The 26,356-nt window shown below is 54.3% G+C and carries 23 protein-coding genes and 3 tRNA genes; 17 read left to right on the top strand and 9 right to left on the bottom strand.

Features of this window, described 5'->3' with window-relative positions; translation table 11 throughout:
* Positions 1-9 precede the first annotated feature (9 nt).
* Complete coding sequence (gene tldD, locus AC07WB_RS17450) at positions 10-1,455, top strand: metalloprotease TldD (protein ID WP_494940931.1); 1,446 nt, start codon at positions 10-12, stop codon at positions 1,453-1,455.
* A gap of 84 nt (positions 1,456-1,539) precedes the next feature.
* Here tldD and aaeR read toward each other — a convergent pair whose 3' ends face one another.
* A complete protein-coding gene (aaeR, locus tag AC07WB_RS17445; protein ID WP_345828119.1) occupies positions 1,540-2,457 on the bottom strand; it encodes an HTH-type transcriptional activator AaeR in 918 nt (305 codons plus the stop codon).
* A 258-nt stretch (positions 2,458-2,715) separates the two neighbouring features.
* Between aaeR and aaeX the strand changes: the two genes are divergently transcribed.
* From aaeX to AC07WB_RS17420, 5 genes are all read left to right on the top strand, one after another.
* On the top strand, positions 2,716-2,919 hold the full coding sequence (aaeX, locus tag AC07WB_RS17440; protein ID WP_007891984.1) for a p-hydroxybenzoic acid efflux pump operon protein AaeX: 204 nt from the start codon (positions 2,716-2,718) through the stop codon (positions 2,917-2,919).
* Between the two features lie 9 nt (positions 2,920-2,928).
* On the top strand, positions 2,929-3,858 hold the full coding sequence (aaeA, locus tag AC07WB_RS17435; protein WP_097095867.1) for a p-hydroxybenzoic acid efflux pump subunit AaeA: 930 nt from the start codon (positions 2,929-2,931) through the stop codon (positions 3,856-3,858).
* Positions 3,859-3,869: 11 nt separating this feature from the next.
* Positions 3,870-5,822: a p-hydroxybenzoic acid efflux pump subunit AaeB gene (gene aaeB, locus AC07WB_RS17430; RefSeq protein WP_400458209.1), complete on the top strand. Its 1,953-nt coding sequence runs from the start codon at positions 3,870-3,872 to the stop codon at positions 5,820-5,822.
* Positions 5,823-5,933: 111 nt separating this feature from the next.
* Positions 5,934-7,388, top strand: a complete 1,455-nt coding sequence (locus AC07WB_RS17425; protein ID WP_494940930.1) for an NAD-dependent succinate-semialdehyde dehydrogenase — start codon at positions 5,934-5,936, stop codon at positions 7,386-7,388.
* Between the two features lie 25 nt (positions 7,389-7,413).
* Positions 7,414-7,683 (top strand): barstar family protein, encoded by a 270-nt coding sequence (locus tag AC07WB_RS17420; RefSeq protein ID WP_097097640.1) that lies wholly within the window; start codon positions 7,414-7,416, stop codon positions 7,681-7,683.
* Between the two features lie 51 nt (positions 7,684-7,734).
* Here the strand turns inward: AC07WB_RS17420 and yhcN (AC07WB_RS17415) are convergent, their stop codons facing one another.
* From yhcN (AC07WB_RS17415) to argR, 4 genes are all read right to left on the bottom strand, one after another.
* Complete coding sequence (gene yhcN, locus AC07WB_RS17415) at positions 7,735-8,001, bottom strand: peroxide/acid stress response protein YhcN (RefSeq protein WP_097095870.1); 267 nt, start codon at positions 7,999-8,001, stop codon at positions 7,735-7,737.
* 102 nt (positions 8,002-8,103) lie between these two features.
* Positions 8,104-8,370, bottom strand: a complete 267-nt coding sequence (locus AC07WB_RS17410) for a YdgH/BhsA/McbA-like domain containing protein (protein WP_097095871.1) — start codon at positions 8,368-8,370, stop codon at positions 8,104-8,106.
* A 90-nt stretch (positions 8,371-8,460) separates the two neighbouring features.
* Positions 8,461-8,724: a peroxide/acid stress response protein YhcN gene (yhcN, locus tag AC07WB_RS17405; protein WP_097095872.1), complete on the bottom strand. Its 264-nt coding sequence runs from the start codon at positions 8,722-8,724 to the stop codon at positions 8,461-8,463.
* A gap of 489 nt (positions 8,725-9,213) precedes the next feature.
* A complete protein-coding gene (gene argR / locus AC07WB_RS17400; protein ID WP_008101964.1) occupies positions 9,214-9,684 on the bottom strand; it encodes a transcriptional regulator ArgR in 471 nt (156 codons plus the stop codon).
* A 424-nt stretch (positions 9,685-10,108) separates the two neighbouring features.
* Between argR and mdh the strand changes: the two genes are divergently transcribed.
* A complete protein-coding gene (gene mdh, locus AC07WB_RS17395) occupies positions 10,109-11,044 on the top strand; it encodes a malate dehydrogenase (protein WP_097095873.1) in 936 nt (311 codons plus the stop codon).
* A gap of 52 nt (positions 11,045-11,096) precedes the next feature.
* Here mdh and mscM read toward each other — a convergent pair whose 3' ends face one another.
* The 3 genes from mscM to rsgA all read right to left on the bottom strand — a co-directional run bounded on the left by mscM (position 11,097) and on the right by rsgA (position 16,483).
* Positions 11,097-14,432 (bottom strand): miniconductance mechanosensitive channel MscM, encoded by a 3,336-nt coding sequence (mscM, locus tag AC07WB_RS17390; RefSeq protein WP_345828129.1) that lies wholly within the window; start codon positions 14,430-14,432, stop codon positions 11,097-11,099.
* Positions 14,433-14,447: 15 nt separating this feature from the next.
* On the bottom strand, positions 14,448-15,344 hold the full coding sequence (gene asd / locus AC07WB_RS17385; protein ID WP_345828131.1) for an archaetidylserine decarboxylase: 897 nt from the start codon (positions 15,342-15,344) through the stop codon (positions 14,448-14,450).
* Between the two features lie 92 nt (positions 15,345-15,436).
* Positions 15,437-16,483 (bottom strand): small ribosomal subunit biogenesis GTPase RsgA, encoded by a 1,047-nt coding sequence (rsgA, locus tag AC07WB_RS17380; protein WP_494940929.1) that lies wholly within the window; start codon positions 16,481-16,483, stop codon positions 15,437-15,439.
* 103 nt (positions 16,484-16,586) lie between these two features.
* Between rsgA and orn the strand changes: the two genes are divergently transcribed.
* The 4 genes from orn to AC07WB_RS17360 all read left to right on the top strand — a co-directional run bounded on the left by orn (position 16,587) and on the right by AC07WB_RS17360 (position 17,821).
* Positions 16,587-17,135 (top strand): oligoribonuclease, encoded by a 549-nt coding sequence (gene orn / locus AC07WB_RS17375; RefSeq protein ID WP_097095877.1) that lies wholly within the window; start codon positions 16,587-16,589, stop codon positions 17,133-17,135.
* Between the two features lie 292 nt (positions 17,136-17,427).
* Positions 17,428-17,503 (top strand) — tRNA-Gly (locus tag AC07WB_RS17370).
* A 27-nt stretch (positions 17,504-17,530) separates the two neighbouring features.
* A tRNA-Gly gene (locus AC07WB_RS17365) sits at positions 17,531-17,606 on the top strand.
* A gap of 139 nt (positions 17,607-17,745) precedes the next feature.
* Positions 17,746-17,821: transfer RNA gene (locus AC07WB_RS17360), tRNA-Gly, on the top strand.
* A gap of 435 nt (positions 17,822-18,256) precedes the next feature.
* On the opposite strand, the gene queG is transcribed toward AC07WB_RS17360, so the two are convergent.
* Entirely contained in the window at positions 18,257-19,396 is a 1,140-nt protein-coding gene (queG, locus tag AC07WB_RS17355; RefSeq protein WP_400458218.1) for a tRNA epoxyqueuosine(34) reductase QueG, read from the bottom strand.
* On the opposite strand from queG, the gene nnr reads away from it, so the two are divergent.
* The 6 genes from nnr to hfq all read left to right on the top strand — a co-directional run bounded on the left by nnr (position 19,395) and on the right by hfq (position 26,291).
* Positions 19,395-20,912, top strand: coding sequence for a bifunctional ADP-dependent NAD(P)H-hydrate dehydratase/NAD(P)H-hydrate epimerase (gene nnr, locus AC07WB_RS17350; protein WP_494940928.1), 1,518 nt, complete (start codon positions 19,395-19,397; stop codon positions 20,910-20,912). The two genes, queG and nnr, sit on opposite strands and share 2 nt — an antisense overlap.
* A 3-nt stretch (positions 20,913-20,915) precedes the next feature.
* On the top strand, positions 20,916-21,392 hold the full coding sequence (tsaE, locus tag AC07WB_RS17345; RefSeq protein WP_097095881.1) for a tRNA (adenosine(37)-N6)-threonylcarbamoyltransferase complex ATPase subunit type 1 TsaE: 477 nt from the start codon (positions 20,916-20,918) through the stop codon (positions 21,390-21,392).
* Complete coding sequence (gene amiB / locus AC07WB_RS17340) at positions 21,389-23,047, top strand: N-acetylmuramoyl-L-alanine amidase AmiB (RefSeq protein WP_345828139.1); 1,659 nt, start codon at positions 21,389-21,391, stop codon at positions 23,045-23,047. The genes tsaE and amiB overlap by 4 nt, the downstream gene beginning before the upstream one ends.
* 43 nt (positions 23,048-23,090) lie before the next feature.
* Positions 23,091-24,929, top strand: coding sequence for a DNA mismatch repair endonuclease MutL (mutL, locus tag AC07WB_RS17335; protein WP_494940927.1), 1,839 nt, complete (start codon positions 23,091-23,093; stop codon positions 24,927-24,929).
* On the top strand, positions 24,922-25,863 hold the full coding sequence (gene miaA, locus AC07WB_RS17330; RefSeq protein ID WP_345828143.1) for a tRNA (adenosine(37)-N6)-dimethylallyltransferase MiaA: 942 nt from the start codon (positions 24,922-24,924) through the stop codon (positions 25,861-25,863). Before mutL ends, miaA begins: the two co-directional genes overlap by 8 nt.
* Before the next feature lie 110 nt (positions 25,864-25,973).
* Positions 25,974-26,291 (top strand): RNA chaperone Hfq, encoded by a 318-nt coding sequence (gene hfq, locus AC07WB_RS17325; protein WP_008103618.1) that lies wholly within the window; start codon positions 25,974-25,976, stop codon positions 26,289-26,291.
* The last annotated feature ends 65 nt before the right edge of the window (positions 26,292-26,356 follow it).

The following is a 26,356-nucleotide window of genomic DNA, read 5'->3' as shown; positions in this document are numbered from 1 at the left end:
TGAGAAACGATGACTCTGAATCTGGTAAGTGAGCAGTTGCTAACTGCGAACAGCATTAATCAGCAGGACCTTTATTCCCTGTTAGGGCAGCTTTCAGAACGTCGTCTGGATTATGCCGATCTCTATTTCCAGTCCAGTTTCCACGAATCCTGGGTGCTGGAAGACAAAATTATTAAAGATGGTTCCTACCATATCGATCAAGGCGTAGGCGTGCGCGCCGTGAGCGGAGAGAAAACCGGTTTCGCTTATGCAGACCAGATTTCCCTGAATGCGCTGCGCCAGTCTTCCGAGGCCGCGCGCAGTATCGTGCGCGAGCAAGGTAACGGTAAAGCCCATACCTTGTCGGCGGTAATGAATCGTTCGCTTTATGCGCCGGTCAATCCGCTGGATAGTCTGACGCGTGAGGACAAAATTGCGTTGTTGCACCGCGTCGATAAAGTGGCGCGCGCTGCCGATCCACGCGTGCAGGAAGTGAATGCCAGCCTGAGCGGGGTTTACGAGCAGGTGCTGGTCGCGGCAACCGACGGTACGCTGGCGGCAGATATTCGTCCACTGGTGCGACTTTCCATCAGCGTGCAAGTGGAAGACCAGGGCAAACGCGAGCGCGGCTCAAGCGGTGGCGGTGCGCGTACCGGTTATGAATTCTTCCTCGCCGATGAGAGCGGCGATGTGCGTGCCGATGCATGGGCGCGTGAAGCGGTACGTATGGCGCTGGTGAATCTGTCTGCCGTTGCGGCGCCAGCCGGTATGTTGCCGGTGGTACTGGGTGCCGGTTGGCCGGGTGTGCTGCTGCATGAAGCCGTGGGTCACGGTCTGGAAGGTGACTTCAACCGCCGTGCTACCTCGGTGTTTAGCGGCAAAATGGGCCAGCTGGTGGCGTCAGAGCTATGTACTGTGGTTGACGATGGCACCCTAGAAGGTTTGCGCGGTTCGCTGGCCGTCGATGATGAAGGCGTGCCGGGTCAGTACAATATGCTGATTGAAAACGGTGTGCTGAAAGGCTATATGCAGGACAAGCTGAATGCGCGGCTGATGGGGGTGAATCCAACCGGCAACGGTCGTCGCGAATCCTATGCGCATCTGCCGATGCCGCGGATGACCAATACCTACATGCTGGCCGGTAAATCGACGCCGCAAGAGATCATCGAAAGCGTGGAATATGGCATTTATGCACCTAACTTCGGTGGCGGACAGGTGGATATCACGTCCGGTAAATTCGTGTTCTCGACGTCAGAAGCCTATTTGATCGAGAACGGCAAAGTGACCAAACCGGTGAAAGGCGCAACGCTGATTGGCTCCGGTATTGAAGCGATGCAGCAGATCTCAATGGTCGGCAACGATTTGGCGCTGGATAAAGGCGTCGGCGTGTGCGGTAAAGAAGGTCAGAGCGTGCCAGTGGGCGTGGGTCAGCCAACGCTGAAGCTGGATAAAATCACTGTGGGTGGTACGGCTTAATCTTCTGAAAGAGATGTGGTGCGCATAAATGCGCACCCTACGCCGCGGGGTCGCCATTAATGGCGACCTGGTAGGCAACCATCATCACCCCTTGCGATGCTGCTGATACTGCTGCGCCACCTGCCTGAAATATTCGGTCAGATAATCAATACACACCTGCACTTTGAGCGGCAGCTTATCCTTCTCGGTATAGAGGGCATACACCGGGCGCGGCTCCGAATGATATTGCGGGAACAGAATATCGATTTCGCCGGCGCTAATCTCATCAATCACCCACATTAGCGGTACATAAGCGATACCACACCCGGCTTTCAGCCAGCGAATTAGCGTTTGCGAATCATTGGTCACGAAACGGCCCTGTGGCGTGAGGCGAGTCACCACTCCTTCCGGTGCGACCAGCTCGAAGGTGTTATCTGGCCGCACGCTGTATTCAAGCCATGAAAAGTTATCAATTTCGCCAGGTTTCTCTGGCGTACCGTGCTGCGCCAAATAACTTTTGGCCGCGCACACCACCATCGGCATCGCACCCAGGCGGCGTGAAAACAGATTTGAATCCTGTAAGGCACCCACGCGTACCACCAGATCTAAACCGTTGGCGATCAAATCCGGTGCCGGAATGCCGGTGACCAGATTGACGCTCAAGCCGGGATATTCGCGTAACATTTCGCTGGTCATGGCCGATAAAACATTTTGCGCCATGGTTGATGAGCAACCGATACGCAGAATGCCAATCGGCGTGTTATTAAAGGCGTAAAGCTGCTCGTGCACCTGTGATGCCTCGGCCAGCATGCGGCGGCAGCCTTGATAGTAGATTTTCCCGGCTTCGGTCAGGCCAATACTGCGCGTGCTGCGATTGAGCAATTTGACCTGCAGCTCATCTTCCAGTTTGGCAACAATCTGGCTAATCGACGAAACGCTAAGCTGAAGCTGACGTGCTGCGGCGGTAAATGAGCCCAATTCAACCACTTTGGCGAAAATGGACATGCTTTTAAGTCGATCCATTGTTTACTCTGGCTAAAAAGTGATTTAGCTCACAATATGTAGAAAACGTATAGTCAAGCGCGTTACTATACGCGCGCTGGGTCTCTTCACTGCACCTGAACACGGCTGTGTTAACCCGATGATACGCTATGATTAGCTCAACGCGGCCTGAATGTTGCCATCAGTTTATCCGTCTTCCCCTGATCGTAAAGCCAACGTGCTCAACCGCATGTGGGTCGGTATCGGTGCAATCCGGCAAGGTCGAACTAAGGATCCGAAATGAGTGTGCTTCCGGTATTTGTCGTATTCGGGCTGTCTTTTCCGCCCATCTTCGTTGAACTCTTGGTTTCGCTGGCGCTGTTCTGGCTAGTGAAACGCGTGCTAACACCGAGCGGGATCTACGATCTGGTTTGGCATCCAGCACTGTTTAACACAGCGTTGTATTGCTGTGTGTTTTACCTTGTATCCCGTTTATTCGTCTGAGGTTTTTAAGTGAAAGCGCTAATAAGAAAAATCGCGCGATACGCGATTACGCTCCTGCTGGTTATCATCGCTATCGTGATCATCTTCCGCGCCTGGGTGTTCTACACCGAATCACCGTGGACGCGTGATGCTAAATTCTCCGCCGATGTCGTGGCGATCTCGCCTGACGTCACCGGCATCATTACTGACGTGCCGGTGCATGACAACCAACTGGTGAAAAAAGGCGACACGCTGTTTGTGGTGGATCGTCCACGCTACCAAAAAGCGCTGGATGAAGCCCAGGCGGATGTTGAATATTACCAGGCGCTGGTGAGTGAAAAACGTCGCGAAGCCAGCCGCCGTAATCAGTTGGGTACCAGCGCCATGTCGCGTGAAGCGATCGAGCAATCCAACAACGATCTGCAAACCAGCGAACATCAGCTGGCCAAAGCGGTGGCAACCCGCGATTTGGCGGTGATCGACCTCGATCGCACCACCATCAAAGCGCCATCTGATGGCTGGGTCACCAACCTCAATGTCTACCAGGGTGAGTTCATCACGCGCGGTTCCGTCGCTGTTGCGCTGGTACAGCAGCACTCCTTCTATGTGCTAGCGTACATGGAAGAGACCAAGCTGGATGGCGTGCGTCCGGGCTTCCGCGCGCAAATTACGCCGCTGGGCAGCAATGTCGTGTTGCGCGGCACCGTCGACAGTATTGCTGCGGGCGTCACCAACAGCAGCAGCACCAGCGACAGCAAAGGCATGGCGACCATCGACTCGAATCTGGAGTGGGTGCGATTGGCGCAGCGTGTGCCGGTGCGCATTCGTCTTGACGATCAGCCGGGTAATCGCTTCCCAGCGGGGACTACCGCGACGGTGGTGATCACTGGCGCCCAGGATCGCGAAACCAAAGTCTCCCCGATGGCGCAGTTGTTCAATCGCCTGCGTGAGTTTGGTTAAGCGAGGGCGATATGATTGAGTTTTTGCGTTTCCCGGTGAAGCTGACCTTCGCGCTGGTTGCAGCGTTGATGATTGGCTTTCACTTCAATCTGGAAACGCCGCGTTGGGCGGTAATGACCGCTGGCATTGTGGCCGGCGGTACCGCTTTTGCTGCGGGGGGCGATCCCTACTCTGGCGCACTGCGCTATCGCGGCATCCTGCGCATCATCGGTACCTTCATTGGCTGTATCGCTGCGCTTACTATCATGATTGCCACGGTGCGTGCGCCGGTGGTCATGTTGCTGATCTGCTGCATGTGGGCGGGCATGTGCGTCTGGCTCTCTTCGCTGATCAAAGTTGAAAACTCTTACGCGCTCGGTCTTGCCGGTTACACCGCGCTGATCATCGTGGTTACCGCCGATGCCAGCGGTGGCTTAACATTGGCGCCGCAATATGCGGTTGAGCGCTGCAGTGAAATCGTCATCGGTATTTTGTGTGCCATTCTCGCCGACATGCTGTTCTCACCGCGATCGATCAAAAAAGTGATTGAGCAGGAAGTGGATGCGCTGCTAGTGGCGCACTACAAGCTATTGCAAATGTGCGTAGCGCATGAGGATAAAGAGGAAGTCGATAAAGCCTGGAGCGCGTTAGTGCGTCGCACCACGGCACTTAGCGGCATGCGAAGTCAGCTGATGATGGAATCTTCACGCTGGAAAAATGCCAGTCGCCGCCTGCAAATGCTCAACACCTTATCGCTGACGATGATCACTCAGGCCGCCGAAACCTTCCTGATTCAGAACTCGCGCCCGGAATACATTCCACCGCACTACCGTTTATTGATCGAAAAAGAGGTCAATAGCGTCGACGATGTGCATAAGCGCATGAAGGTAATGCGGCGTTTAATTGGCGTCAGCAGTAAAGCTGTCCCGGTGACGCTGGCGAGTTGGGTTGGCGCGGCGACGGAATATCTTTTACTGATCAATGGGGTAAAAAGTAACAGCCGCATCACCACCTTAGAAGAGAATATTTTGCAGCGTGAAGTGGTGATTCAGGCGCGTTCAGCTGAAACCCATCATGCAATGATCAACGGCGTGCGCACTTTTGTGGCGACCGCGCTGGGTTCACTGTTCTGGTTGTATACCGGCTGGACCTCGGGAAGTGGTTGTATGGTGATGCTGGCGGTGATTACCGCGCTAGCGATGCGCATGCCCAATCCGCTGCTAATGGCCAAAGACTTCCTCTACGGAATGACGGTAGCCGTGCCGCTTGGCGCGCTCTACTTCGTTTTTATTCTGCCCGCCACGCAGCAAAGTGCACTGCTGTTGTGTATTGCCATCGGCGCGCTGGGCTTTATCGGCGGCATCTTCGTGCAGCGTCGCCAGCTTGGTACGCTGGGTGCCCTGATTGGTACCCTGAATGTGCTGGTGCTGGATAACCCGATGAAGTTCGAGTTCAACGTGTTCCTCGATAACGTGCTGGGCCAGGTGATTGGCTGCTTTGTGGCGATGATGGTGATTTTACTGATTCGCGATAAATCCAAAGCGCGTACCGGACGTAAATTGCTGAACCGCTTTATGTATGCTGCCGTCGCGGCGCTGACGACTAATCAGGCGCGTCGCCGTGAAAATCATCTGCCGGCGCTGTATCAGCAACTGTTCTTGCTGCTCAATCTTTTCCCAGGCGATATCGATAAGTATCGCATTGCGCTGACGCTGATTATTGGGCATCAACGCCTGCGCAATGCGGAAGTGCCGGTGAATGCTGATCTGTCGGCCTATCATCGTCAGTTACGCCATACGGCGGATAGCATCATTTCAGCCACCAGCGATGATAAGCGCCGCTATTACTTCCAGCGTTTGCTGCAGGAGCTAGATGTTTACCAAGAGAAGCTGCAGCACTATTCTGCTCCCATCAACGTTACCGAACCGGTGAAGCGGTTGGCGCTGATGTTGGATAAGTATCAGAACACCTTAATACAAATCTGAAACTGGCCGCTGCAGCGCGCAGCGGCCTTGTTGATCCCACGCTGACACAAAAACCTCCCTTATTGGCATCTATACTTTCCTGACAGGACGTAAACTGACTGGAGAAAACTGATGTCCACCTCCCTGCAACAACATGAATTGTTCAAGACGGGCTATTTCGCCGATGGCCAATGGCACAGCGCTAGCGCAACCTTTGAGGTCACTAATCCTGCCACCGGCGACGTTTTAGCGCAGGTAGCGAAAGCCGGTAAACAGGAAACCGAACAGGCGATTGCCGCCGCACAGCGTGCGTTTCCCGCCTGGCGCGATAAAACCGCCAAGGCGCGTGCCGACATCCTCAATCGCTGGTATCAGCTGATTATCGAAAACAAAAGCTGGCTGGGCCAGTTGATGACGGCCGAGCAGGGCAAACCGCTCAAAGAAGCCGAAGGCGAAGTGGAATACGCCGCCAGCTTTATTCAGTGGTTTGCCGAGCAGGCGAAACGCGCCAACGGCGAAATTATCCCGCCCGCTAAAGCGGGCTCGCGCATTCTGGCGACGCGCGAACCGATTGGCGTGGTAGCGGCTATCACGCCGTGGAATTTCCCGATGGCGATGCTTACGCGCAAACTCGGTCCCGCGCTGGCTGCCGGTTGTACTGGCATCATCAAACCTGCCAATAACACCCCGCTGAGCGCCTTTGCGCTGCTGGCGCTGGCGCAGAAAGCCGGGGTGCCGGATGGCGTACTGAATGCGGTCGCGGGTGATACGCATGCGATCAGTGACGCCATTATGGCAAGCAAAGTGGTGCGTAAAATCTCCTTCACCGGTTCAACTGCCGTGGGGAAAACGCTGATGCGCAACGCTGCGGAAACCATGAAAAAAGTCTCAATGGAACTCGGCGGCAATGCGCCTTACATCGTGTTTGATGACGCTGATATTGATGCGGCGGTACAGGGCGCCATTGCCAATAAATTTCGTAATGCCGGGCAGGTATGCGTTAGCGTCAACCGCTTTTATGTGCATAACGCCGTCTACGATCGCTTCGTCAACCAGCTGGCAGAGGCCGTTGGCAAACTCAAAGTGGGTAACGGCGTGGAAGAGGGCGTTATTGTCGGGCCGCTGATTGAAAAATCAGCGCTGGAGAAAGTCGAGGAACACGTCAAAGACGCGTTGAGTAAAGGTGGCAAACTGCTGGTCGGCGGTGAACGCCATCCGCTTGGCGGCAATTTCTGGCAACCCACCGTTATCACTGAAGCCCATGAAGGGATGAAGCTGGCCCAGGAAGAGACGTTTGGCCCGGTGGCCGCGTGCTTCCGTTTCGATGATGAAGCAGAGGTGATTCAACGCGCCAACAATACTGAATTTGGTCTCGCGGCTTATTTCTACACGCAGAATTTACAGCGCGTGTTCCGCGTATCGGCGGCGTTGGAGGCGGGCATGATCGGTATTAACGAATGTGCGGTCTCCACCGAGCTGGCACCGTTTGGCGGAGTGAAAGAGTCTGGGCTAGGACGTGAAGGTTCGGTGCTGGGGATGGAAGAGTATCTGGAAGTGAAAGCGCTGCATCTGGGTGGACTGGCTTAGTCGCTGCAATTATGAGGGCGTCATGATGAGAACTGAGCGTTTCGATTTCGACGAAATCGTCGATCAAGCCCATTTCTTCCGACAGTTTAGCGATCGTTTTTTTCTTGCCGATCTCGCCATCAACGATCTCGACGATCTTTGGGGCGCGATTATCGGTGAGCAGCTGCCGCTACCGCTGGAGATTGAGTTTGTAAATCTGGGGAAGGGGCAGAAACGCCGGTATGGCGCCTTGATTCTGCTATTTGATGAAGCAGAAGAGGAGCTGGAAGGCCAGCTCCGCTTCAATGTAAAGTAAAAAAGGGCCCCGGCGAGCGGGGCCAAAGGGTTCGTCTTAACTGACGAGGAATTACTTATACAGCTCAGCGGTCATGTGATAGCTGTCGCCGGTTTTGGCTTCAATCACTTTATAAGCGCTGGCGCCTTGCGCATCGGCTTTCTGAGAAAGCTCAGCGCGATAATCCATTGGCGAACCGCCGGTTCCGCTGATTGAAATAGTGCTGCCGGTAGGTTGCAGATTCTGCGCCTGTTGTTCGGTGACCAGTTGTGCTGCAGAAGCACCAAAGGCGAGCAGGGAAAGCAGGCTAGCAGTTGCGATGGTTGTTTTGATTTTCATAATTTTCTCCTCGTTTAATCAACAACCTGCGGCATAAAAGGGGGAGGCGGGTCGTCGATCTATTGCCTGGCGCGTATTGGGCACCGGACGTTTGATTATTGATTATTTGTACAGTTCAGCAGTGACGTGGAAGGTATCACCACGATTGTTCTCAATGATGCGGTAATGGCTGGCACCCTGAGCATCAGCTTTCTGTGACAGTTCCTGACGTACATTGGTCTGGTCGCCGTCTACACCGCTCACGCTAATGGTTTGATTCAGTGATTGCAGCTGTTCAGCTTGCTCGTTAGAGACCAGGCTCGCGGCGCTTGCGCCGAAAGACAGAACAGAAGCCAGACTCAGTACTGCGATAGCTAATTTGGTTTTCATGATTCACTCTCCTGAAATTTGGGCTGGCAACCTGAGAGGCAAAAGCGTCTCAAACGGGTCGCCGTTCACATTGCGTCTTGAATCAGTAACTTATTTGTACAATTCAGCGGTAGCGTGATAGCTGTCACCGGTGTTCGCCTCGATCACGCGGTAAGCTTTCGCGCCCTGCTGATCGGCTTTATCGTTAAGCTGCTGACGGATATCCATTGGAGAACCGCCCACGCCGCTGACGCTGATGGTGCCTGCGGGTTGCAGATTCGCGGCCTGTTCGGCGTTGATAGAATCTGCTGCAAAAGCACCAAATGACAGAGCAGAGAGAATACTTAAAGTTGCGATAGTAGTTTTAACGTTCATGATATTTTTCCTCGTCGTCTATTTTTATCTTTTTCTTTCGTGTGATTTGCATCACGAAACTAAGTATAGATCTAATCACCCATGAAATTAATATCCAGCTAATAATGTTTGGTTGTAATTCTTTATCCTTATGGCACTTTTTTAGAACCTGAAGTTATAAAAAACGCCTGGATCTTAACCAGAGGCGGTTATTTCAAAGTAAAAACAATGATCTACATCAAATTATCTTTTAGTGCGAAAGATCGTGGTTGATCTCGCTGGCTGATACGCAATGAGAAGGGAATGACACTGAGCACGTAATGTAAAGCAGTGTAAAATAGCGCATTAGGTTAAGCAGGAGCAAAGGTCGTACCAATTTTGGAAGATGCAGATAACCGCTGGGTATATGGATAACTTATTATTTACAAAGGGATTTGTGACAGATTGGTTAAATAAGGGGCGAGAAGGGGAATAATACCGGCAGTCGAACTGCCGGTAATCTGCAGGGTTTTATAGCTCTTGTTCGAATAAAACCAGAATCGCGTCGTACAACTGTTTTACCGAGAAGGTGCGTGCGGGCGTAATAAAGATGGTGTCATCACCGGCGATGGTACCGAGGATGCCTTCGGCTTTGCCGAGCGAATCCAGCAGGCGTGCAATCAGCTGCGCAGCGCCCGGGCTGGTATGAATGACCACCAACGCATCGTTGTAGTCGATATCAAGCACCAGATTTTTCAGCGGGCTGGTGGTAGTAGGAACACCAAGCTCAGCGGGCAAACAGTAAACCATTTCCATCTTGGCGTTACGAGTACGCACTGCACCGAACTTGGTGAGCATACGAGAAACTTTCGACTGGTTGATGTTCTCGAAGCCGTCTTCCTGCAGCGCCTGCACGATTTCGCCCTGAGAGCTGAATTTCTCTTCCTTCAATAAGGCTTTGAACGCCTTAATCAGGTCGTCTTGTTTTGATGGGTTTCGCATAAGCTACCAATAAAAAGAGGGTTGCAGCAGGCAACAGGCCCGCAGCAGATAAATTATTATGCATTTAGATGAATTTTTATGCAATGAATCTGATGAGAGAATCGCGGTAATGACCTGCGGGGGCGAGATCATACCAGAGTTTTTCGGCACGCCAAAATCGCGGGTTGGCGCGCAAAGCGAAGGTTGCAATGTTGTTATATTATTGAGGTGGTAACAAAAATATTGATGATCATTGCCGTCCATTGTCTTCTGGCTGCGAATGTATCATTCAGGCGACTTCTGAAGTAGAGATGTCTCGGGAGCCGATTGCGGCGTGATGTTAAGTGCGCGACAGGTTTAGTCGCTATCGCCTGAGAAGTTGATTAAACTCGTAACCTGATGGATTTTCGGCATATCTCTGCCCCACCTTAATAAGGAGTTCAGGATGAAAGTTGCCGTTCTCGGTGCCGCTGGTGGTATTGGCCAGGCACTCGCACTACTGCTTAAAACGCAATTACCCGCAGGCTCAGCACTCTCACTTTATGATATCGCTCCGGTAACCCCGGGTGTCGCGGTGGATCTCAGCCATATTCCTACTGCCGTAACCGTTGAAGGGTTCAGCGGTGAAGATGCGACGCCAGCGCTGCACGGCGCTGACGTAGTACTGATCTCAGCCGGTGTGGCACGTAAACCGGGCATGGATCGCGCCGACCTGTTTAACGTTAACGCCGGTATCGTACGTAACCTGATTGAACAGGTTGCCAGCACCGCGCCTAAAGCGCTGATTGGCGTCATCACCAATCCAGTCAACACCACGGTGGCAATTGCGGCCGAAGTGCTGAAGAAAGCGGGCGTATATGACAAGAACCGCCTGTTTGGCGTTTCGACCCTTGATATTATCCGCGCCAATACCTTTGTGGCGGCGCTGAAAGGCAAGCAACCTAACGAGATTGAAGTGCCAGTGGTGGGCGGGCACTCGGGCGTGACCATTTTGCCGCTGCTGTCACAGGTGAAAGGCGTAAGCTTCAGCGAGCAGGAAGTCGCGGATCTCACCAAACGTATTCAGAATGCGGGCACCGAAGTGGTGGAAGCCAAAGCCGGTGGCGGATCGGCGACGCTGTCGATGGGGCAAGCGGCGGCACGTTTCGGTCTGTCGCTGATTCGCGCGCTGCAAGGCGAAGCCAATGTCGTGGAGTGCGCCTATGTAGAAGGCGATGGCGAATACGCCCGTTTCTTCTCACAGCCGCTGCTGCTGGGTAAAAACGGCATTGTTGAGCGTCGTCCGCTTGGCACGCTGAGTGCTTTCGAACAGCAAGCGCTGAACGGCATGCTGGAAACGCTGAAGAAAGATATCGCGCAGGGCGAAGAGTTTGTGAAGTGATGCACGCTGAGCGGCAATAAAAAACGCCCGGTTTTAGCCGGGCGTTTGGTTTTTATAATCCGCCAGATTTGAAGGTCTTATTGGCGGGCGCACCGTTGCTGGCGGGGTTTTGCTTTCCCAGCGTCTCCATACGCACCTGGAACGGTGGGAATGGCATCTCAATGCCGTGCTCTTCAAAGCCGCGCAGAATCAGCTGATGCAGTTCATGGCGCAGCGGCATGCGATGTCCCATCTCCGCAGCATGCACGCGCAGTTCAAACAGCTGGATACCTTGCTGCAAATCGACCAGGAACACATCCGGTGCCGGCATATCAAGCACATAGGTACAGCGATCGGCTGCCTGTTTAAGGATGTTGGTGACTTCATCACTGTTTACGCGGGCAGGAGCCGGAATCGTCAGCACCACACGGGTAACCGAATCCGACAGCGACCAGTTAACAAATTGCTCAGTAATGAACGCCTTATTCGGCACAATGATCTCTTTGCGGTCCCAGTCGGTAATGGTGGTGGCGCGGGTGTTGATGCGGGTAATACTGCCGGTCAGATCGCGAATAGTCACGGTATCGCCGATACGAATCGGTTTCTCAAACAGGATAATCAAGCCGGAGATAAAGTTGGCGAATATCTCCTGCATCCCGAAGCCTAACCCCAGACCTAACGCGGCAACCAGCCACTGCAGCTTCGACCACTCAATCCCCATCATCGAGAAGCCAATCAGGCCACCAATCAGCATTAGCGCATATTTGGTCAGGGTGGTAATCGCGTAGCCGGTGCCTGGCGCCAGGCTAAGATGCTGTAACAGCGCCAGCTCGAGCAAAGCAGGCATATTACGCACCAGCTGGGTGGTGATGATCAGTACCAGAATGGCAATCAGCACCGCGCCCAGCGTAATCGCCTGCACGCTATCAACACCTTGAATCGTGGTGCTGGCGTTCCACAGCGGAATGTTATCAAGGAAGCTAAACGCCGAGTGAATTTCAGACCACAGCACAATCACCGAAACCAAGGCAATTAGCGTGAGAATGGAACGCACCAGGCGCAGCGACTGCGCGCTGATCTCATCCAGGTCAATACTCGGCTCATCAATCTCGATGGTGTCGGCATTCGCGGGCGTTGACTGCTCTTTCTCTTCTTCACTGCGTGCACGGTTGGCCAGCATATCGGCGCGACGCTGTCGCGCGCGGTCAAAGGCGATGCGACGGCGCTGAATCAGCATCCAGCGGCGGATGATGTGATAAATCACTAGCAGGAAGAACCAGATGCCCACCGACGTTTCCAGACGTGCCAGCAGCGCCTGCGCCGTGGCGAGATAACCGATGCAGGAGGCGAAAGCGGCAACCAGCGGCAAGGCAATCATCAGGTTCCACAGAATGCGGTTAACAAAATTGTCGCCGTTGCCCTCTTTATCCAGATAAAGCGGAATGCCGGCACGTTTCAGGCTGACGGTAACAATACTCAGCGCGCCACAAATCAGGATGAAACAGATGCGTCCCAGCGTGCCTGAGAATTGCGGATCGTCGAGATTGGCGAAGGCGATCAGCAGCATGATGAGCGGCACAATCAAGCCAACCGACAGCGAGTAATAGCGCATTGCCCGCGCTACGCGCGCCTGTGGCCAGCGGAAATGGACCACGAATAAACCATCCGGACGGGCAAAGGCGGCGCTGATCATAAAGGCCCACAGCAACGGCAGCGTGGCGGTAATGCCATCGCCAATCGCCACGGCGAACGGATAGGGCCAGGCATGCTGTAAACCATAACCGAGTGCCGCCCATAGCACCGGCAGCGGCACCGCCACCAAAATCGACCAAAATACGGTACGTAGCGTCAGGCTGAAGCGGTCTTGCGTGACTTTACCGACGCGGCTGGCGGAGCGCTGCATAAAGGCGTTGTAGTGACGGCGTGAGCTGATGCTGAAGCCAACCAGTAGCACCGCACCAATAATCGGCAACACGGTTTCGCGGTTGGTGAACATCATCGCCAGCGCTTTGCCGAGCTGGCCAGCGGTGTCCAGCGACAGCAAACGCTTAAGATCCTGCGCCATCTCTACCGGGAAATTCAGGCCGATGGTGTTAACGTCAGCGGTCCAGAATAGATAGCGATGCGTCGCATCTTTAACTTCGGCTAAGGCATCCTGCAGCTGCGTATTGGAAACTTTGAGCTTGGTGATTTCCAGAATCAGCGTATCGCAGCCAGAAATCAGTGAATTCAGTAGCTCGCGCTGGGTTTTTAGCTGGGCTTCAAGAATGCGGGTTTGTTCACTGCTGAACGGGGAGCCATCATCCTGCTTTGCTTTACGCAGTTCCTGCTGGCGCTCAAGCAGATCCTCGTAATGCAGCCGCTGCACGCGCAGCTGGCCCATCTCGCTATCGATCTGCTGGGATTTTGGCATCTCTGGCAGACGCGCCACCTGCGCACGCAGCGCCTCGCCTAACAGGTTTGATGCTCCCAGCCACTGCGACTGCTCGCGGAGCGTGCTGAGCGCCTGACGTACCTGCAAGGTCTGATTGGTGGCAAGCCGCTGCTGCGAAGCGACCAGATCCATGCGCTGCGCTTGCTGATTGAGGTCTGCGGACAACTCGCGGTTAACGCGGAACTGATCGCTGATTGAACTCGGCATATCGCCGCTGTTTTCAGCCAGTTGCTCGGTGCGCTCCAGCGCCAGTTCGGCTTCGCGCTGGCGCTGGTTATTTAGCTGATTACGCAGCGCCTGCAAATAGTTATCCAGCTGGGTGGCTTTGCGCTGATGTACTTCGGCACGCATGCGCGCCAGCTCCTGGCGATTATTGGCGGAGAGCTGAGCCAGTTCCAATTCATCAACGCGCGCCTTGTTCGCGGCATTTTCTGCCTGACGCACGTATATCTGCGCCTGCGCCAGCGGCGTGGTAGCCGCTGAGGTGTTCTGCGCCCGACGATCGCTTTCCGTCATTGCGCGGCGTGCGTCCGTTTGCTGCTGCGGCAGCTGCGAAAGTGAATCGCTGATTTCGCGCGCGCGGTCTTGCTCCTGCTGCGCCTGACGGCCTTCCTCCAGCAGTTGGCTGCTAACCTGCAGTAACTCCTGATCCAGCTCGGCGCTGCTCATATTGCTACGCACCGACTTGCTGCTGTCGGTGAGCGTGGCGATCTGCTGACGGAGTTCCCGCGCCATGCGTGGAAAATCATCAATCACCTGCTGATATTGCTTTGCGCGCTCCAGAGACTCATTGCGCTCATTGAGGAAATTGATTGCCGCTTCCAGCGCCTGCACCTGTTCGGTTTGCGCAGGTGAGTTTTTGGCGGATTTAGCCGCATCCAGTTCCTGCTGAAGCTGACTGGATTGCGGAATGGTCGCTGCCAATACAGAACTGCTGAGCACCAGGCTCAGCAGCAGAAGGAGAAAAACGCGCACGGGAGAGATTCCGGGTTATTCGCTAAGAGGGACGCTGTTGCCCGGTTGAGGCAGGGCGATGGCCAGCGGCTGACCGAGGCGAGTTTTGCTTTCGGCTTCGAGGCTTTCCGCCAGCTTCACGCGGTTAGGCGCGAACAGGTTGATGACCGTTGAACCCAACTTGAAACGTCCCATTTCCTGGCCTTTTAGCAGCACCACCGCACCGTCGTGATCGGCAGAAGGATAACGCCAGCGTTTGATCACACCCTCGCGCGGCGGCGTTATGGTACCTGCCCACACGGTTTCGATGCTGCCAACGATGGTGGCACCGACCAGGATCTGCACCATTGGGCCGTGATCGGTATCGAATACACAGATCACGCGCTCGTTACGCGCAAACAGATTGGGGATATTGCGTGCGGTCAGCGGATTGACCGAATAAAGATCGCCTGGCACATAGATCATTTCGCGCAGGATGCCGTTACATGGCATGTGGACGCGATGATAATCGCGCGGAGCAAGGTAAGTAGTAACAAACTCGCCGTCGATGAATTGATCCGCCAGATCGTCATTACCCGCCAGCAGCGCCTGCAGGCTGTAAGTGTGGCCTTTGGCCTGGAAGATCTGATCGCCAGCAATGCGGCCAAGCTGGCTGATTGCGCCATCGGCTGGCAGCGCCAGCAAGGAGGCATCAGGATCGATGGGACGTGCACCCTCTTTTAACGGACGCACGAAGAAGTCATTAAAGGTGCGGTAGCTGCTGGTATGAGGCTTGCTGGCTTCCGCCATATCCACTTTGTAGTACCAGACAAAGATATCGATGACCGCTTTAGTGAGCCAGCCACCCCGACGGCTAGCGCCCCAACCGGCGAGTTCGGTGAGCCCTTTTTTAGGCAAAATATGATTCAGGCCGAGTTTAAAACGATCAAACACCGTTGCCTCCTGGCTTAATTACGTGTCGTTAACAAAAAGGGGGCGGATTGTAGCAGCGCCCCAGCTCGTTGGCGAATGTGCCGTTGTACGCGTTAATCCTGGTCTGAGGAAAAGTTTTTACGCGTTTTTACCTGTGCCATGCTCTCCAGAATTCGATGGTAGTTATCGAAGCGGGAGATATCGATCTTACCTTCTTCTACCGCTTCGCGAATGGCGCAGCCAGGATCGGTATCATGCTTACAGTCGCGGAAGCGGCAGCTGCCGAGGTATTCGCGGAATTCGACAAATCCGCGCGTCACCTGCTCCGGCTCAAGATGCCACAAGCCGAACTCACGCACGCCCGGTGAATCGATCACATCGCCGCCTGCCGGGAAGTGATAGAGACGGGAAGCGGTGGTGGTGTGCTGACCCAAACCAGAAACGTTTGAGACATCGTTGGTCAGAATCTCATCGCCCGCTAACTCCAGGCCAAGCAAATTGTTCAACAGGCTCGATTTGCCGACGCCGGATTGACCAGCAAAGATACTCACGCGACCGGTTAAGGCGCTTTCCAGTTCAACCAAACCATCTTTGGCATGGCTGGAAACCATTAATACGCGATAACCAATATTGCGATAGATCTCCATCTGTTCGTCGACAAACGCGCGGCCTTCAGCATCGAGCAAATCGATTTTGTTGAGCACCAGCAGCGGCTCAACGTCGAGGGTTTCACTGGCAACCAAGTAACGATCGATGATGTTGAGCGACAGTTCCGGCAGGATCGCCGAAACAATGATGATCTGATCGATGTTAGCGGCGATCGGTTTCACGCCGTCATAGAAGTCGGGGCGCGTTAGTACCGTTTTACGATCGTGTACCGCTTCGACGATCCCTTTGCCGCCGCCAATCGCCACGCGCCACAATACGCGATCGCCGGTGACCAGCGATCGAATGGTGCGGCGGATATTACAGCGATGGACAACGCCCGCGCTATCTTCCACGTCTGCGTGCATGCCGAAACGGCTGATCACCACGCCATCAGCCGCTTCTCCAAACAGGCTATCATCCGGCTCCGGCTTTTCACTCCGTTGCTGCAGACGACGCTGATGGTTGGCGCTTACGCGACGTTGTTGACCTTTCGACAGTTTGTTTTTACTCACGCATCCTCTCACGGCTTTCGCCAGGCTTCGCCCTGTTGGGCAAAACGTCTATGATACACCTGAAATGAGTTTAATGACGACTTTGGCAACAGGCGGGAAACGCATGACAGCTGGCAATGAAAACAATCTGATTTGGATCGACCTCGAAATGACCGGATTGGATCCGGAACGCGATCGCATTATTGAGATCGCTACTATCGTCACCGATGCTAACCTGAATATTCTGGCGGAAGGGCCGGTGTTCGCCGTGCATCAATCTGACGAGCAGCTCGCGCTGATGGATGACTGGAACGTGCGTACCCATACCAACAGTGGTTTGGTGGCGCGGGTGAAGGCCAGCCAGCACGACGACCGCGCGGCGGAGTTGGCCACCATTGAATTTCTGAAACAGTGGGTGCCGGCGAATACCTCACCGATTTGTGGCAACAGCATCGGTCAGGATCGTCGCTTCCTGTTTAAGTACATGCCTGAACTCGAAGCCTATTTCCACTATCGCTATCTCGACGTCAGCACATTGAAAGAGCTGGCGCGCCGCTGGAAGCCAGACATTCTCCCAGGCTTTAAAAAGTCTGGCAGCCATCAGGCGCTGGATGATATTCGTGAATCTGTCGCAGAGCTGGCGTACTACCGCGAACACTTCCTGCAGCTTTAATCGACTGTGGGTGCGCAGGAAATCATCAGGTTGTCGATTAAAGCAGCGATCGCGCGGAAAGCGCAAAATTTTGCTTTTAGACTCTTGCGACTGAAAGGATTTCTCGTATAATGCGCACCCCGTACCGGTGAAGAATTTCATGCGGCACGGAGCAGTACAGCGAAATACAGAATCGAGCATGTTCATTTGATGCAAGGCGGCAACTGAACGAGTCACAGCGAGCTTACTTCAGTAAGTGACCTGTGCGAGTGAAGGCAGCTAACGCAGCAGCAAATAAACAGGCGAAGATTATGCGGGAATAGCTCAGTTGGTAGAGCACGACCTTGCCAAGGTCGGGGTCGCGAGTTCGAGTCTCGTTTCCCGCTCCAAATTTCGCTAAGCAGTAAACCTCTAATGCGGGAATAGCTCAGTTGGTAGAGCACGACCTTGCCAAGGTCGGGGTCGCGAGTTCGAGTCTCGTTTCCCGCTCCAGAGTTTGTAGTAAACCATCCAAATCACGGATTTAGTCGTTAATGTGGTTGTTGTGACAAAAATACAAAGATGCAGAATCGAGTATTTGAGTTTGTGACAAGGCAGCCAACGAAGTAGCAGACTAAAATACGAAGATTATGCGGGAATAGCTCAGTTGGTAGAGCACGACCTTGCCAAGGTCGGGGTCGCGAGTTCGAGTCTCGTTTCCCGCTCCAGATTTTTATATTCACTAATGTTATTTGCCCTCAGGCGCAATCAGAATTAAAACTGCTGCAGATCTTTTTTGATCGCATGTGACACCGTTTTTTTCTGGCAATTTTGCACGCCTTGTTCGCACCGATAATGCTGGTTGTCTGCTGCAGCTATCTTACAGGTTATCCACAATGTGCCCGCATGCTGCTGACGGCGTTTGCCCTCATCTGTAAAACTGTTTTGAACAGAGTTATCCACAGGCTCTGGACAAACCCCTGCCTGCTAAACGCGACGCAAATATTTACAATAATCGCTTAATTGTTTGATTTATAAGTGGTTAAACCTATTTCAGACTGTAATCTTACCCTTTAGGCAAAATTACGATCTCTGTCACTATTCAGTTGGATAATTTTATTCACAGCGTGTGGAAAAGAGTTTTATCCTGTGCCACTGCTCATTCACGCATCACGTGGCAGACCTTTCTCGACTGCCCGCACCAGCCGCTGTTTCTTCGCTGGCTGCACCTCAACCGCTTGCGCTGCACGTTTTTCTAGCTGCTGAGCCATTGCCCACGCAATATGCTCATCCAGCATCGGATGTTCGCCGCTGCGCAGTGCTAATACCGCCATATTTTCTTCTGCCCACGGCGCGTTGCCTAAAGCCACGGCAATGTTGCGTAACCAACGCAGGTGCCCAATACGACGAATCGCTGAACCTTCCGTAATACGCAGGAATTTTGCCTCATCCCATTTGAATAATTCAGTAAGCGGCGGCGCGTGTAATACGGCGCGCGGTGAAAAGTCATCTTCATCGGTTAACTGGCCATAGCGGTTCCACGGGCAAATCAGTTGGCAATCATCGCAACCATAAATCCGATTACCAATCAGCGGGCGGAACTCTTCGGGAATAGCGCCTTCCAATTCGATGGTGAGATAAGAGATGCAGCGACGCGCATCGACCACGTAAGGCTCGACGATGGCGGCAGTGGGGCAGATAGTAATGCAGGCCACGCAGCGCCCGCACTGTTCTTCCTGTGGCTGATCGACCGGCAGCGGCAGATCGATCAGCAGCTCGCCGAGAAAGAACCAGGAACCTGCTTCACGGTTCAGGACGAGCGAGTGTTTGCCGGTCCAGCCCAATCCGGCTTTAACGGCAATCGGGCGCTCGAGAATGGGTGCGGAGTCGACGAAGGGACGGAAATTGAGTTCGCCACAGTGCGCCTGAATCATTTCTCCGAGCTTTTTCAGTCGATTGCGCAATACTTTGTGATAGTCGCGACCCAGCGCATAGCGACTAACATAACCCAGCTGGGGGTTTTTTAGCGTGCTGGCAAAGGCGGCTTTGGCGGGAAGATAGTTCATGCGCACGCTGATCACGCGCAGCGTACCGGGCAGCAGTTCATGTGGACGAGCACGCATCATGCCGTGGCGCGCCATCCAATCCATCTCGCCGTGGTACTGCTTATCCAGCCACTCCTGCAGCCTGGGCTCTTCGGCGCTCAGATCGGTATCGCAAATACCCACCTGTTGGAAGCCGAGTTCGCGTCCCCACTGTTTAATTTGTTGAGCGAGCTGATGAAGATCGAGAGGGTATGACATGAGAAACCAGGCAATTGAAGCAAACGCACGCAGTTTAACACACTCTGTGTGGCCTGCGCAGGCGATGGCGCAACTGGAACGTGATGCTGCTGATAGCCTGGGCTTAACGCTGTATGAGCTGATGCAGCGCGCCGGACAGGCCAGCTATGAACTTGCCCGCCAGCTGTGGCCGCAGGCGAAACACTGGTTGGTGCTGTGCGGGCATGGTAACAACGGCGGCGATGGTTATGTGGTGGCGCGATTGGCGCAGGCGGCTGGGTTGAGCGTGACGCTGCTGGCCTGCGAAGGCAGCAAAGCCTTGCCGGAAGAAGCGCAGCAAGCGCGCGATGCATGGCTGGCGGCGGGAGGCGTGATCCATGCCGCGGATGCGGTCTGGCCGGAACAGATTGATGTGATTATCGATGCGCTGCTTGGCACCGGGCTCAACCGAGCACCGGCGTCACCTTACGATCGCTTAATTGAGCTGACCAATATGCATGCCGCGCCGGTGCTGGCGATTGATATTCCCTCGGGTTTAGTCGCGGCTAATGGCACGGCGCCGGGCAAAACGGTGATTGCCGATCACACACTCAGCATGATTGCACTTAAACCCGGGCAATTAACCGGTAAAGCACGTGATTACGTAGGTATTTTACATAACCATGAGCTGGGCTTGTCGCCGTACCTTGCCGCTGAGCAGGCACCTATTTCACGTTACGATGCCGCGGACTTAACGCGCTGGCTGCAACCGCGCCGTGCCACATCGCATAAAGGCGATCAGGGGCGTCTGCTGGTGGTCGGTGGTGATAGCGGCACGGCGGGAGCCATTCGTATGACGGGAGAAGCAGCATTGCGCAGTGGTGCCGGACTTGTGCGCGTGCTCACGCATGAAGATAATATTGGCCCGATTCTCACCGCGCGTCCGGAGTTGATGGTTGACGCACTGAGTGACGAACGCCTCGATCAGGCGCTGGAATGGGCGGATGTCATCGCAGTTGGACCGGGGCTTGGCCAGCGGGACTGGGCTCAGAAGGCACTGAAAAAGATTGCGGCCAGTGAAAAGCCGATGCTTTGGGATGCGGATGCGCTTAACCTGCTGGCAATCAAGCAGGATAACCGTCAGAATCGCATCATTACGCCGCATCCCGGCGAAGCGGCGCGCTTGCTGGGTGTAAAAACCAGTGAGATTGAGAGTGACCGCTTACATGCAGCACGCGCCCTGGCGAAACGCTACGGCGGTGTGGTGGTACTGAAAGGTGCAGGCACGGTGATTGCCAGCGCGGCGGGAGAGTTAGCCATTGCAGATGTCGGCAACGCCGGCATGGCATCTGGCGGCATGGGCGATGTGTTAAGCGGCATTATTGCCGCGCTGATCGGCCAGAAATTGACATTACTTGAGGCAGCCTGCGCAGGCTGCGTCGCGCATGGGGCAACAGCCGATGCCGTTGCGCATCAGCGCGGTACACGCGGTATGTTAGCCACTGATTTGTTCGAGCTGCTGTGGCAGTTTGTTAATCCAGAGATGATCCAACAATAAAGCATGAAGAGCTGTGTTATCCCTTTGCCCGATGAGGCGGCAACCCTGAATCTGGGTGCGCAATTGGCGCGCGTCTGCAATAGCGCGCTGGTGATCTATCTTTATGGCGATTTGGGTGCCGGTAAAACCACCTTCAGCCGTGGTTTTCTGCAGGCGCTCGGCCATCAAGGCAATGTAAAAAGCCCAACGTATACCTTGGTTGAGCCCTACGAACTGGGGTCGCGTACGTTGTATCATTTTGATCTTTATCGTCTTGCCGATCCGGAAGAACTGGAGTTTATGGGCATCCGCGACTATTTCAGCGGTGATGCGCTATGTCTGGTGGAGTGGCCGCAGCAGGGCACCGGCGTGCTGCCTGAGCCCGATTTAGCGTTGACGTTGCGCTATGTCGATGCAGCACGTGAAGCCGAAATCAGCGCGGTGTCCGCCACTGGCGAAGCGCTGTTACTCCAATTCCAGCAAGGCAGGAATCCGGCATGATGTCACGGATGAAGATCATGATAGTGGCATTGCTGTGTCTGTTTTCTGCTTCAGCGCTCGCCGCCACGTTATCCGATATTAAAGTTGAAAACGGCGACAGCCAGGCCACAGTGACCTTGAGTTTCAACGGTCAGCCGGTTTACGGCTTTTTCCCGCTGCATAATCCCAATCGCGTGGTGCTGGATATTCGCCAGAGCGGCGCGATTAAAGGCTTGCCGCTGAATTTCAGCGGCGAAAATATTGTGCAGCGCATTCGCAACAGCCAGCCCAAAGATAAGCAAAGCCTGCGTTTAGTATTTGAGTTGACGCAGCCGGCGCAAACGCGCGCCAGCACGCAGCGCGAAGGCAATAATTATCGCGTGGTGTTCACTATTCGCGGCACGCAGCCAGTAAAACGCGCTGCCGCTGCGCCAGTCACTACCGCGCGTGAAAGTCAGAATCAAAGCAGTAGCCCGAGCAACCCATTCAACGCCAATCCGGTCACTGCCGTTACCAGCAGCGATACGACCGTGCGTCCAGCCACATCGTTGAGCCGCAATGATGTGGTGATTGTGGCGATTGATGCTGGACACGGTGGGCAGGATCCAGGTGCATCCGGACAAAACGGTTTGCATGAGAAAAATGTCACCATTTCCATTGCGCGTAAGCTGAAGGCGCTAATGGACAGAGATCCGATGTTCAAACCGGTACTGACGCGCAGCGGCGACTATTTCATCTCGGTTATGGGCCGCTCCGAAGTGGCGCGTAAAGAGAACGCTAACCTGTTAGTGTCGATCCACGCCGACGCCGCGCCCAACCATTCCGCTACCGGCGCATCGGTTTGGGTGCTGTCTAATCGTCGTGCCAACAACGAAATGGCCAACTGGCTTGAACAGAAAGAGAAACAGTCTGAACTGCTGGGCGGCGCGGGCGATTTGCTGGCAAACAGCCAGGCCGATCCCTATCTCAGCCAGGCGGTGCTGGATCTGCAGTTTGGTCATTCACAGCGCGTAGGCTATGACGTCGCGGTTAAAGTCCTGCAGCAGCTGCGCGGTATTACGCCGCTGCATAAACGTCTGCCGGAACATGCCAGCCTTGGCGTCTTACGTTCCCCGGATATCCCTTCTTTACTGGTCGAAACCGGCTTTATTAGTAATGCCGCGGAGGAGCGGCTGCTTGGTAGCAGCGCGTATCAGGAGAAGATTGCTCAGTCGATTTATAAAGGGCTACGCAATTATTTCCTTACGCATCCGCTGCAATCGATCCCAAAGGAGGAAAACCGGCCGCTGGACAGCGCACCAGCGGTTAGCGTCGCCAGCAATCCGGCGAGCGGCACGGTGCAATACACCGGCGCGACGCAGCGTCATACCGTTGCGCGTGGCGAAACGTTATCAGGTATCGCCGCGAAATATGGCGTCAGCATGGCAACGTTACGTGAGCTGAACAGCCTGAAGCGCGATGTCGTTTGGGTGGGACAGCGCCTGAAAGTGCCGGCGAAATCCAGCGTCAGCGTTGCGGCGGCAAGTCGTCCTACGCGGCACAAAGTGGTGCGCGGCGATTCGCTAACGGCGATTGCCGCGCGCTATGGCGTGAGCTCAAAAGCGATCATGCAGGCGAATAATATGAAGTCGAGCAATGTGATGCTGGGGCAAAACCTAAAAATTCCGCAATCCTGATTGTTGGCTCCGCGTGAGCCAACCAGCCAGAAGGATCACCACCATGCCAATACAGATTTTACCGCCGCAGCTGGCGAACCAGATTGCCGCAGGCGAAGTGGTTGAGCGTCCGGCATCGGTCGTAAAAGAGCTGGTGGAAAACAGCCTCGATGCCGGCGCAACGCGTATTGATGTTGATATTGAGAAAGGTGGCGCCAAACTTATCCGCATTCGTGACAACGGCTGCGGCATCGCGAAAGCCGAGCTGGCCATGGCGCTGGCACGGCATGCCACCAGTAAGATAGCCTCGCTCGATGATCTTGAAGCGATCGTCAGCCTCGGTTTCCGTGGCGAAGCGCTCGCCAGTATCAGCTCGGTTTCTCGTTTAACCCTCACGTCACGCACCGCCGATCAAACTGAAGCGTGGCAAGCCTATGCCGAAGGGCGCGATATGGAGGTGACGGTGAAACCCGCGGCGCATCCCGTGGGAACCTCGCTAGAAGTGCTCGATCTGTTCTACAACACGCCCGCACGTCGCAAATTTATGCGTACCGAAAAAACCGAATTTACTCATATTGATGAGGTGATTCGTCGTATTGCGCTGGCACGCTTTGATGTTGCCATTTCACTCAGCCATAACGGCAAGTTGATGCGTCAGTATCGCGCGGTCAGCGAGGAGACGCAGCGCGAGCGGCGTTTAGGCGCGATTTGTGGCACCACGTTTATGCAGCATGCGTTACGTATTGATTGGCAGCATGACGATTTAGCACTGCGTGGTTGGGTGGCCGATCCAAACGGTTCGCGACAGGTTACCGATCTGCAATATTGTTACGTCAACGGGCGTATGATGCGCGATAAGCTGATCAATCACGCCATTCGCCAGGCGTATCAAACGCAGCTTGGCGACGATCAGCAGCCGGCTTACGTGCTGTATCTTGAGATCGATCCGCATCAGGTGGATGTCAACGTCCATCCGGCTAAGCATGAGGTGCGTTTCCATCAGTCGCGTCTGGTTCATGATTTTATCTGGCAGGGCGTGATGAGTGCGCTGCAAGCCAGCCGCGCGCCGGAACTGCCGATTGCACACGCTGAAGAGCCCGCACCCAAATGGCAGCCAGAAAACCGCCAGGCGGCGGGTGCTAATCACTTTGCCCAGCCGAGCAACACGCCGCGCAACGGATCTGCTGCCGGCGCGAGTGCCAATTGGCAGAATAAAGAACCCAGTTACAGTGCGCGCGAAGGCGCTGCCTATAAGCAGCTGATTAAAACACCAGCGGCCGAAGCGCCGCGCGCCGCGCCTGCACCCGTTCGTCAGCCCGAGCCACGTGAAGCACCGTTAAGTGCTCATGCACAAAGTTTTGGTCGCGTGTTAAGCGTGTTGCAGGATCGCTACGCGCTGTTGGAACGGGGTAACCAACTGCAATTATTATCCCTGGCGGTTGCGGCTCGCTGGCTAAAACAGGCCCAGCTGCAGCCAGGGGATGAGGGATTAAAACCGCAGCCGTTGCTGATCCCGGTTCGCCTGAAAATTGCCGGGCAAGAGCTCGCCGTTATCGATTCCCATTCAATGCTGCTGAGCGTAATGGGCATTGATTTACAACGAGAAGGACAGCATGTGACGCTGCGTGCCGTTCCTTTACCGTTACGAACACAAAATTTACAAATCTTGATTCCAGAACTGTTAGGCTACTTGGCCCGGCAGCAAGAGGTTTCTGCATCCACGTTAGCCCAATGGTTGGCGCGGCGCGATGATGCAGAAGACGCTCACTGGAATCACTCGCAGGCGATTACGCTGCTGGCAGAGCTGGAAAGGCTTTGTCCGCAACTGCTGAAGTCGCCGCCTTCAGGTCTATTACAGACTATTGAGATTGAGAGCGCGATTAACGCGTTGAAGCATGAGTGAACTAAACCAGGCTAGCCGGCCAAAGGCAATATTTTTGATGGGGCCTACCGCCTCCGGTAAGACGGCATTAGCGATTTCGCTGCGTCAGCAACTTCCGGTGGAACTTATTAGCGTTGACTCTGCCTTAATCTATCGCGGGATGGATATTGGCACGGCGAAACCGTCGGCAGAAGAGTTAGCACTGGCGCCCCATCGTTTGCTGGACATTCGCGATCCGGCGGAAGCGTATTCCGCCGCAGAGTTTCGTCGCGATGCGCTGGCAGAAATGGCGGAAATCACCCAGAAGGGGAAGATTCCGCTGCTTGTTGGTGGAACCATGCTCTATTTCAAGGCGTTACTTGAAGGATTGTCACCGTTGCCCTCGGCCGATCCCGAGGTGCGTCAGCGGATAGAGCAAATGGCGGCGGAGAAAGGGTGGGAAGCCCTGCACCGCCAGCTGTGTGAAATCGATCCGGTCGCCGGTAGTCGTATTCATCCGAATGATCCGCAGAGACTTTCGCGAGCACTGGAAGTTTTTTTTATTTCGGGTAAAACTTTAACGGAACTGACAAAAACCTCCGGCGAAGCGTTACCCTACGACGTGTACCAATTTGCGATTGCACCTGTGAATCGCGAACTGATACATCAACGCATTGCGTTGCGTTACGACCAGATGCTAGCGTCAGGATTTGAAGCGGAGGCTCGTGCACTGTTTGCACGAGGTGATTTGCATACGGATATGCCTTCCATTCGTTGTGTCGGTTATCGCCAGATGTGGTCTTATCTTTCAGGCGAAATCGATTATGACGAAATGGTTTATCGGGGAATTTGCGCCACTCGGCAGCTCGCTAAACGCCAGATGACCTGGTTACGTGGCTGGCCTGAAGTACACTGGTTAAACAGTGATGAGCCAGAATTAGCGCGTAATGCGGTGCTCAAGGTAGTTAGTGCGTAGCAGGGATGATTGTGTACAATTGGTTCGTTATCGTGCGCAAATTTTTACGCAGTTTTTCTGAACCACGGTTCTTAAAGCAACAAACAACAAGCATATAAGGAAAAGATAGAATGGCTAAGGGGCAATCTTTACAAGACCCGTTTTTGAACGCATTGCGTCGTGAACGTGTACCGGTTTCGATCTATTTGGTGAATGGTATTAAGCTGCAAGGGCAAATTGAATCCTTTGATCAGTTCGTCATTCTGTTAAAAAACACGGTTAGCCAGATGGTGTACAAGCACGCCATCTCTACAGTGGTTCCTTCTCGTCCAGTGTCGCACCATAGCAATAACGCGGGCGGCAGCGGTGGTAGCAGCAACTATCATCACAGCGGAAGCAACCAAGGCGCTCAGTCGCAGCCACAACAAGACGGCGATAACGCAGAATAATTTTGCGCTGCCGTAAAGCCAGGGCTGGAGAGCGATAACGTTTTCCTGTCCTGGTTATTTTATTT

It is taken from the genome of Pantoea sp. GW821-FHT03E06, assembly GCF_059420725.1.
The sequence above is the reverse complement of the archived record's forward strand: the minus strand, read 5'-3'. Positions and strand labels throughout refer to the sequence as shown.

Bases quoted from the DNA above. Each gene is read 5' to 3' on its own strand.
- queG (WP_400458218.1), bottom strand. From the start codon at position 19,396: ATGTCATACCCTCTCGATCTTCATCAGCTCGCTCAACAAATTAAACAG.
- yhcN (WP_097095870.1), bottom strand. From the start codon at position 8,001: ATGAAAATCAAAACAACCATCGCAACTGCTAGCCTGCTTTCCCTGCTC.
- hfq (WP_008103618.1), top strand. From the start codon at position 25,974: ATGGCTAAGGGGCAATCTTTACAAGACCCGTTTTTGAACGCATTGCGT.
- tldD (WP_494940931.1), top strand. From the start codon at position 10: ATGACTCTGAATCTGGTAAGTGAGCAGTTGCTAACTGCGAACAGCATT.
- nnr (WP_494940928.1), top strand. From the start codon at position 19,395: ATGAGAAACCAGGCAATTGAAGCAAACGCACGCAGTTTAACACACTCT.
- yhcN (WP_097095872.1), bottom strand. From the start codon at position 8,724: ATGAACGTTAAAACTACTATCGCAACTTTAAGTATTCTCTCTGCTCTG.
- aaeB (WP_400458209.1), top strand. From the start codon at position 3,870: ATGATTGAGTTTTTGCGTTTCCCGGTGAAGCTGACCTTCGCGCTGGTT.
- AC07WB_RS17410 (WP_097095871.1), bottom strand. From the start codon at position 8,370: ATGAAAACCAAATTAGCTATCGCAGTACTGAGTCTGGCTTCTGTTCTG.
- miaA (WP_345828143.1), top strand. From the start codon at position 24,922: ATGAGTGAACTAAACCAGGCTAGCCGGCCAAAGGCAATATTTTTGATG.
- AC07WB_RS17420 (WP_097097640.1), top strand. From the start codon at position 7,414: ATGAGAACTGAGCGTTTCGATTTCGACGAAATCGTCGATCAAGCCCAT.
- mdh (WP_097095873.1), top strand. From the start codon at position 10,109: ATGAAAGTTGCCGTTCTCGGTGCCGCTGGTGGTATTGGCCAGGCACTC.
- tsaE (WP_097095881.1), top strand. From the start codon at position 20,916: ATGAAGAGCTGTGTTATCCCTTTGCCCGATGAGGCGGCAACCCTGAAT.
- amiB (WP_345828139.1), top strand. From the start codon at position 21,389: ATGATGTCACGGATGAAGATCATGATAGTGGCATTGCTGTGTCTGTTT.
- orn (WP_097095877.1), top strand. From the start codon at position 16,587: ATGACAGCTGGCAATGAAAACAATCTGATTTGGATCGACCTCGAAATG.
- argR (WP_008101964.1), bottom strand. From the start codon at position 9,684: ATGCGAAACCCATCAAAACAAGACGACCTGATTAAGGCGTTCAAAGCC.
- aaeR (WP_345828119.1), bottom strand. From the start codon at position 2,457: ATGGATCGACTTAAAAGCATGTCCATTTTCGCCAAAGTGGTTGAATTG.
- mutL (WP_494940927.1), top strand. From the start codon at position 23,091: ATGCCAATACAGATTTTACCGCCGCAGCTGGCGAACCAGATTGCCGCA.
- aaeX (WP_007891984.1), top strand. From the start codon at position 2,716: ATGAGTGTGCTTCCGGTATTTGTCGTATTCGGGCTGTCTTTTCCGCCC.
- AC07WB_RS17425 (WP_494940930.1), top strand. From the start codon at position 5,934: ATGTCCACCTCCCTGCAACAACATGAATTGTTCAAGACGGGCTATTTC.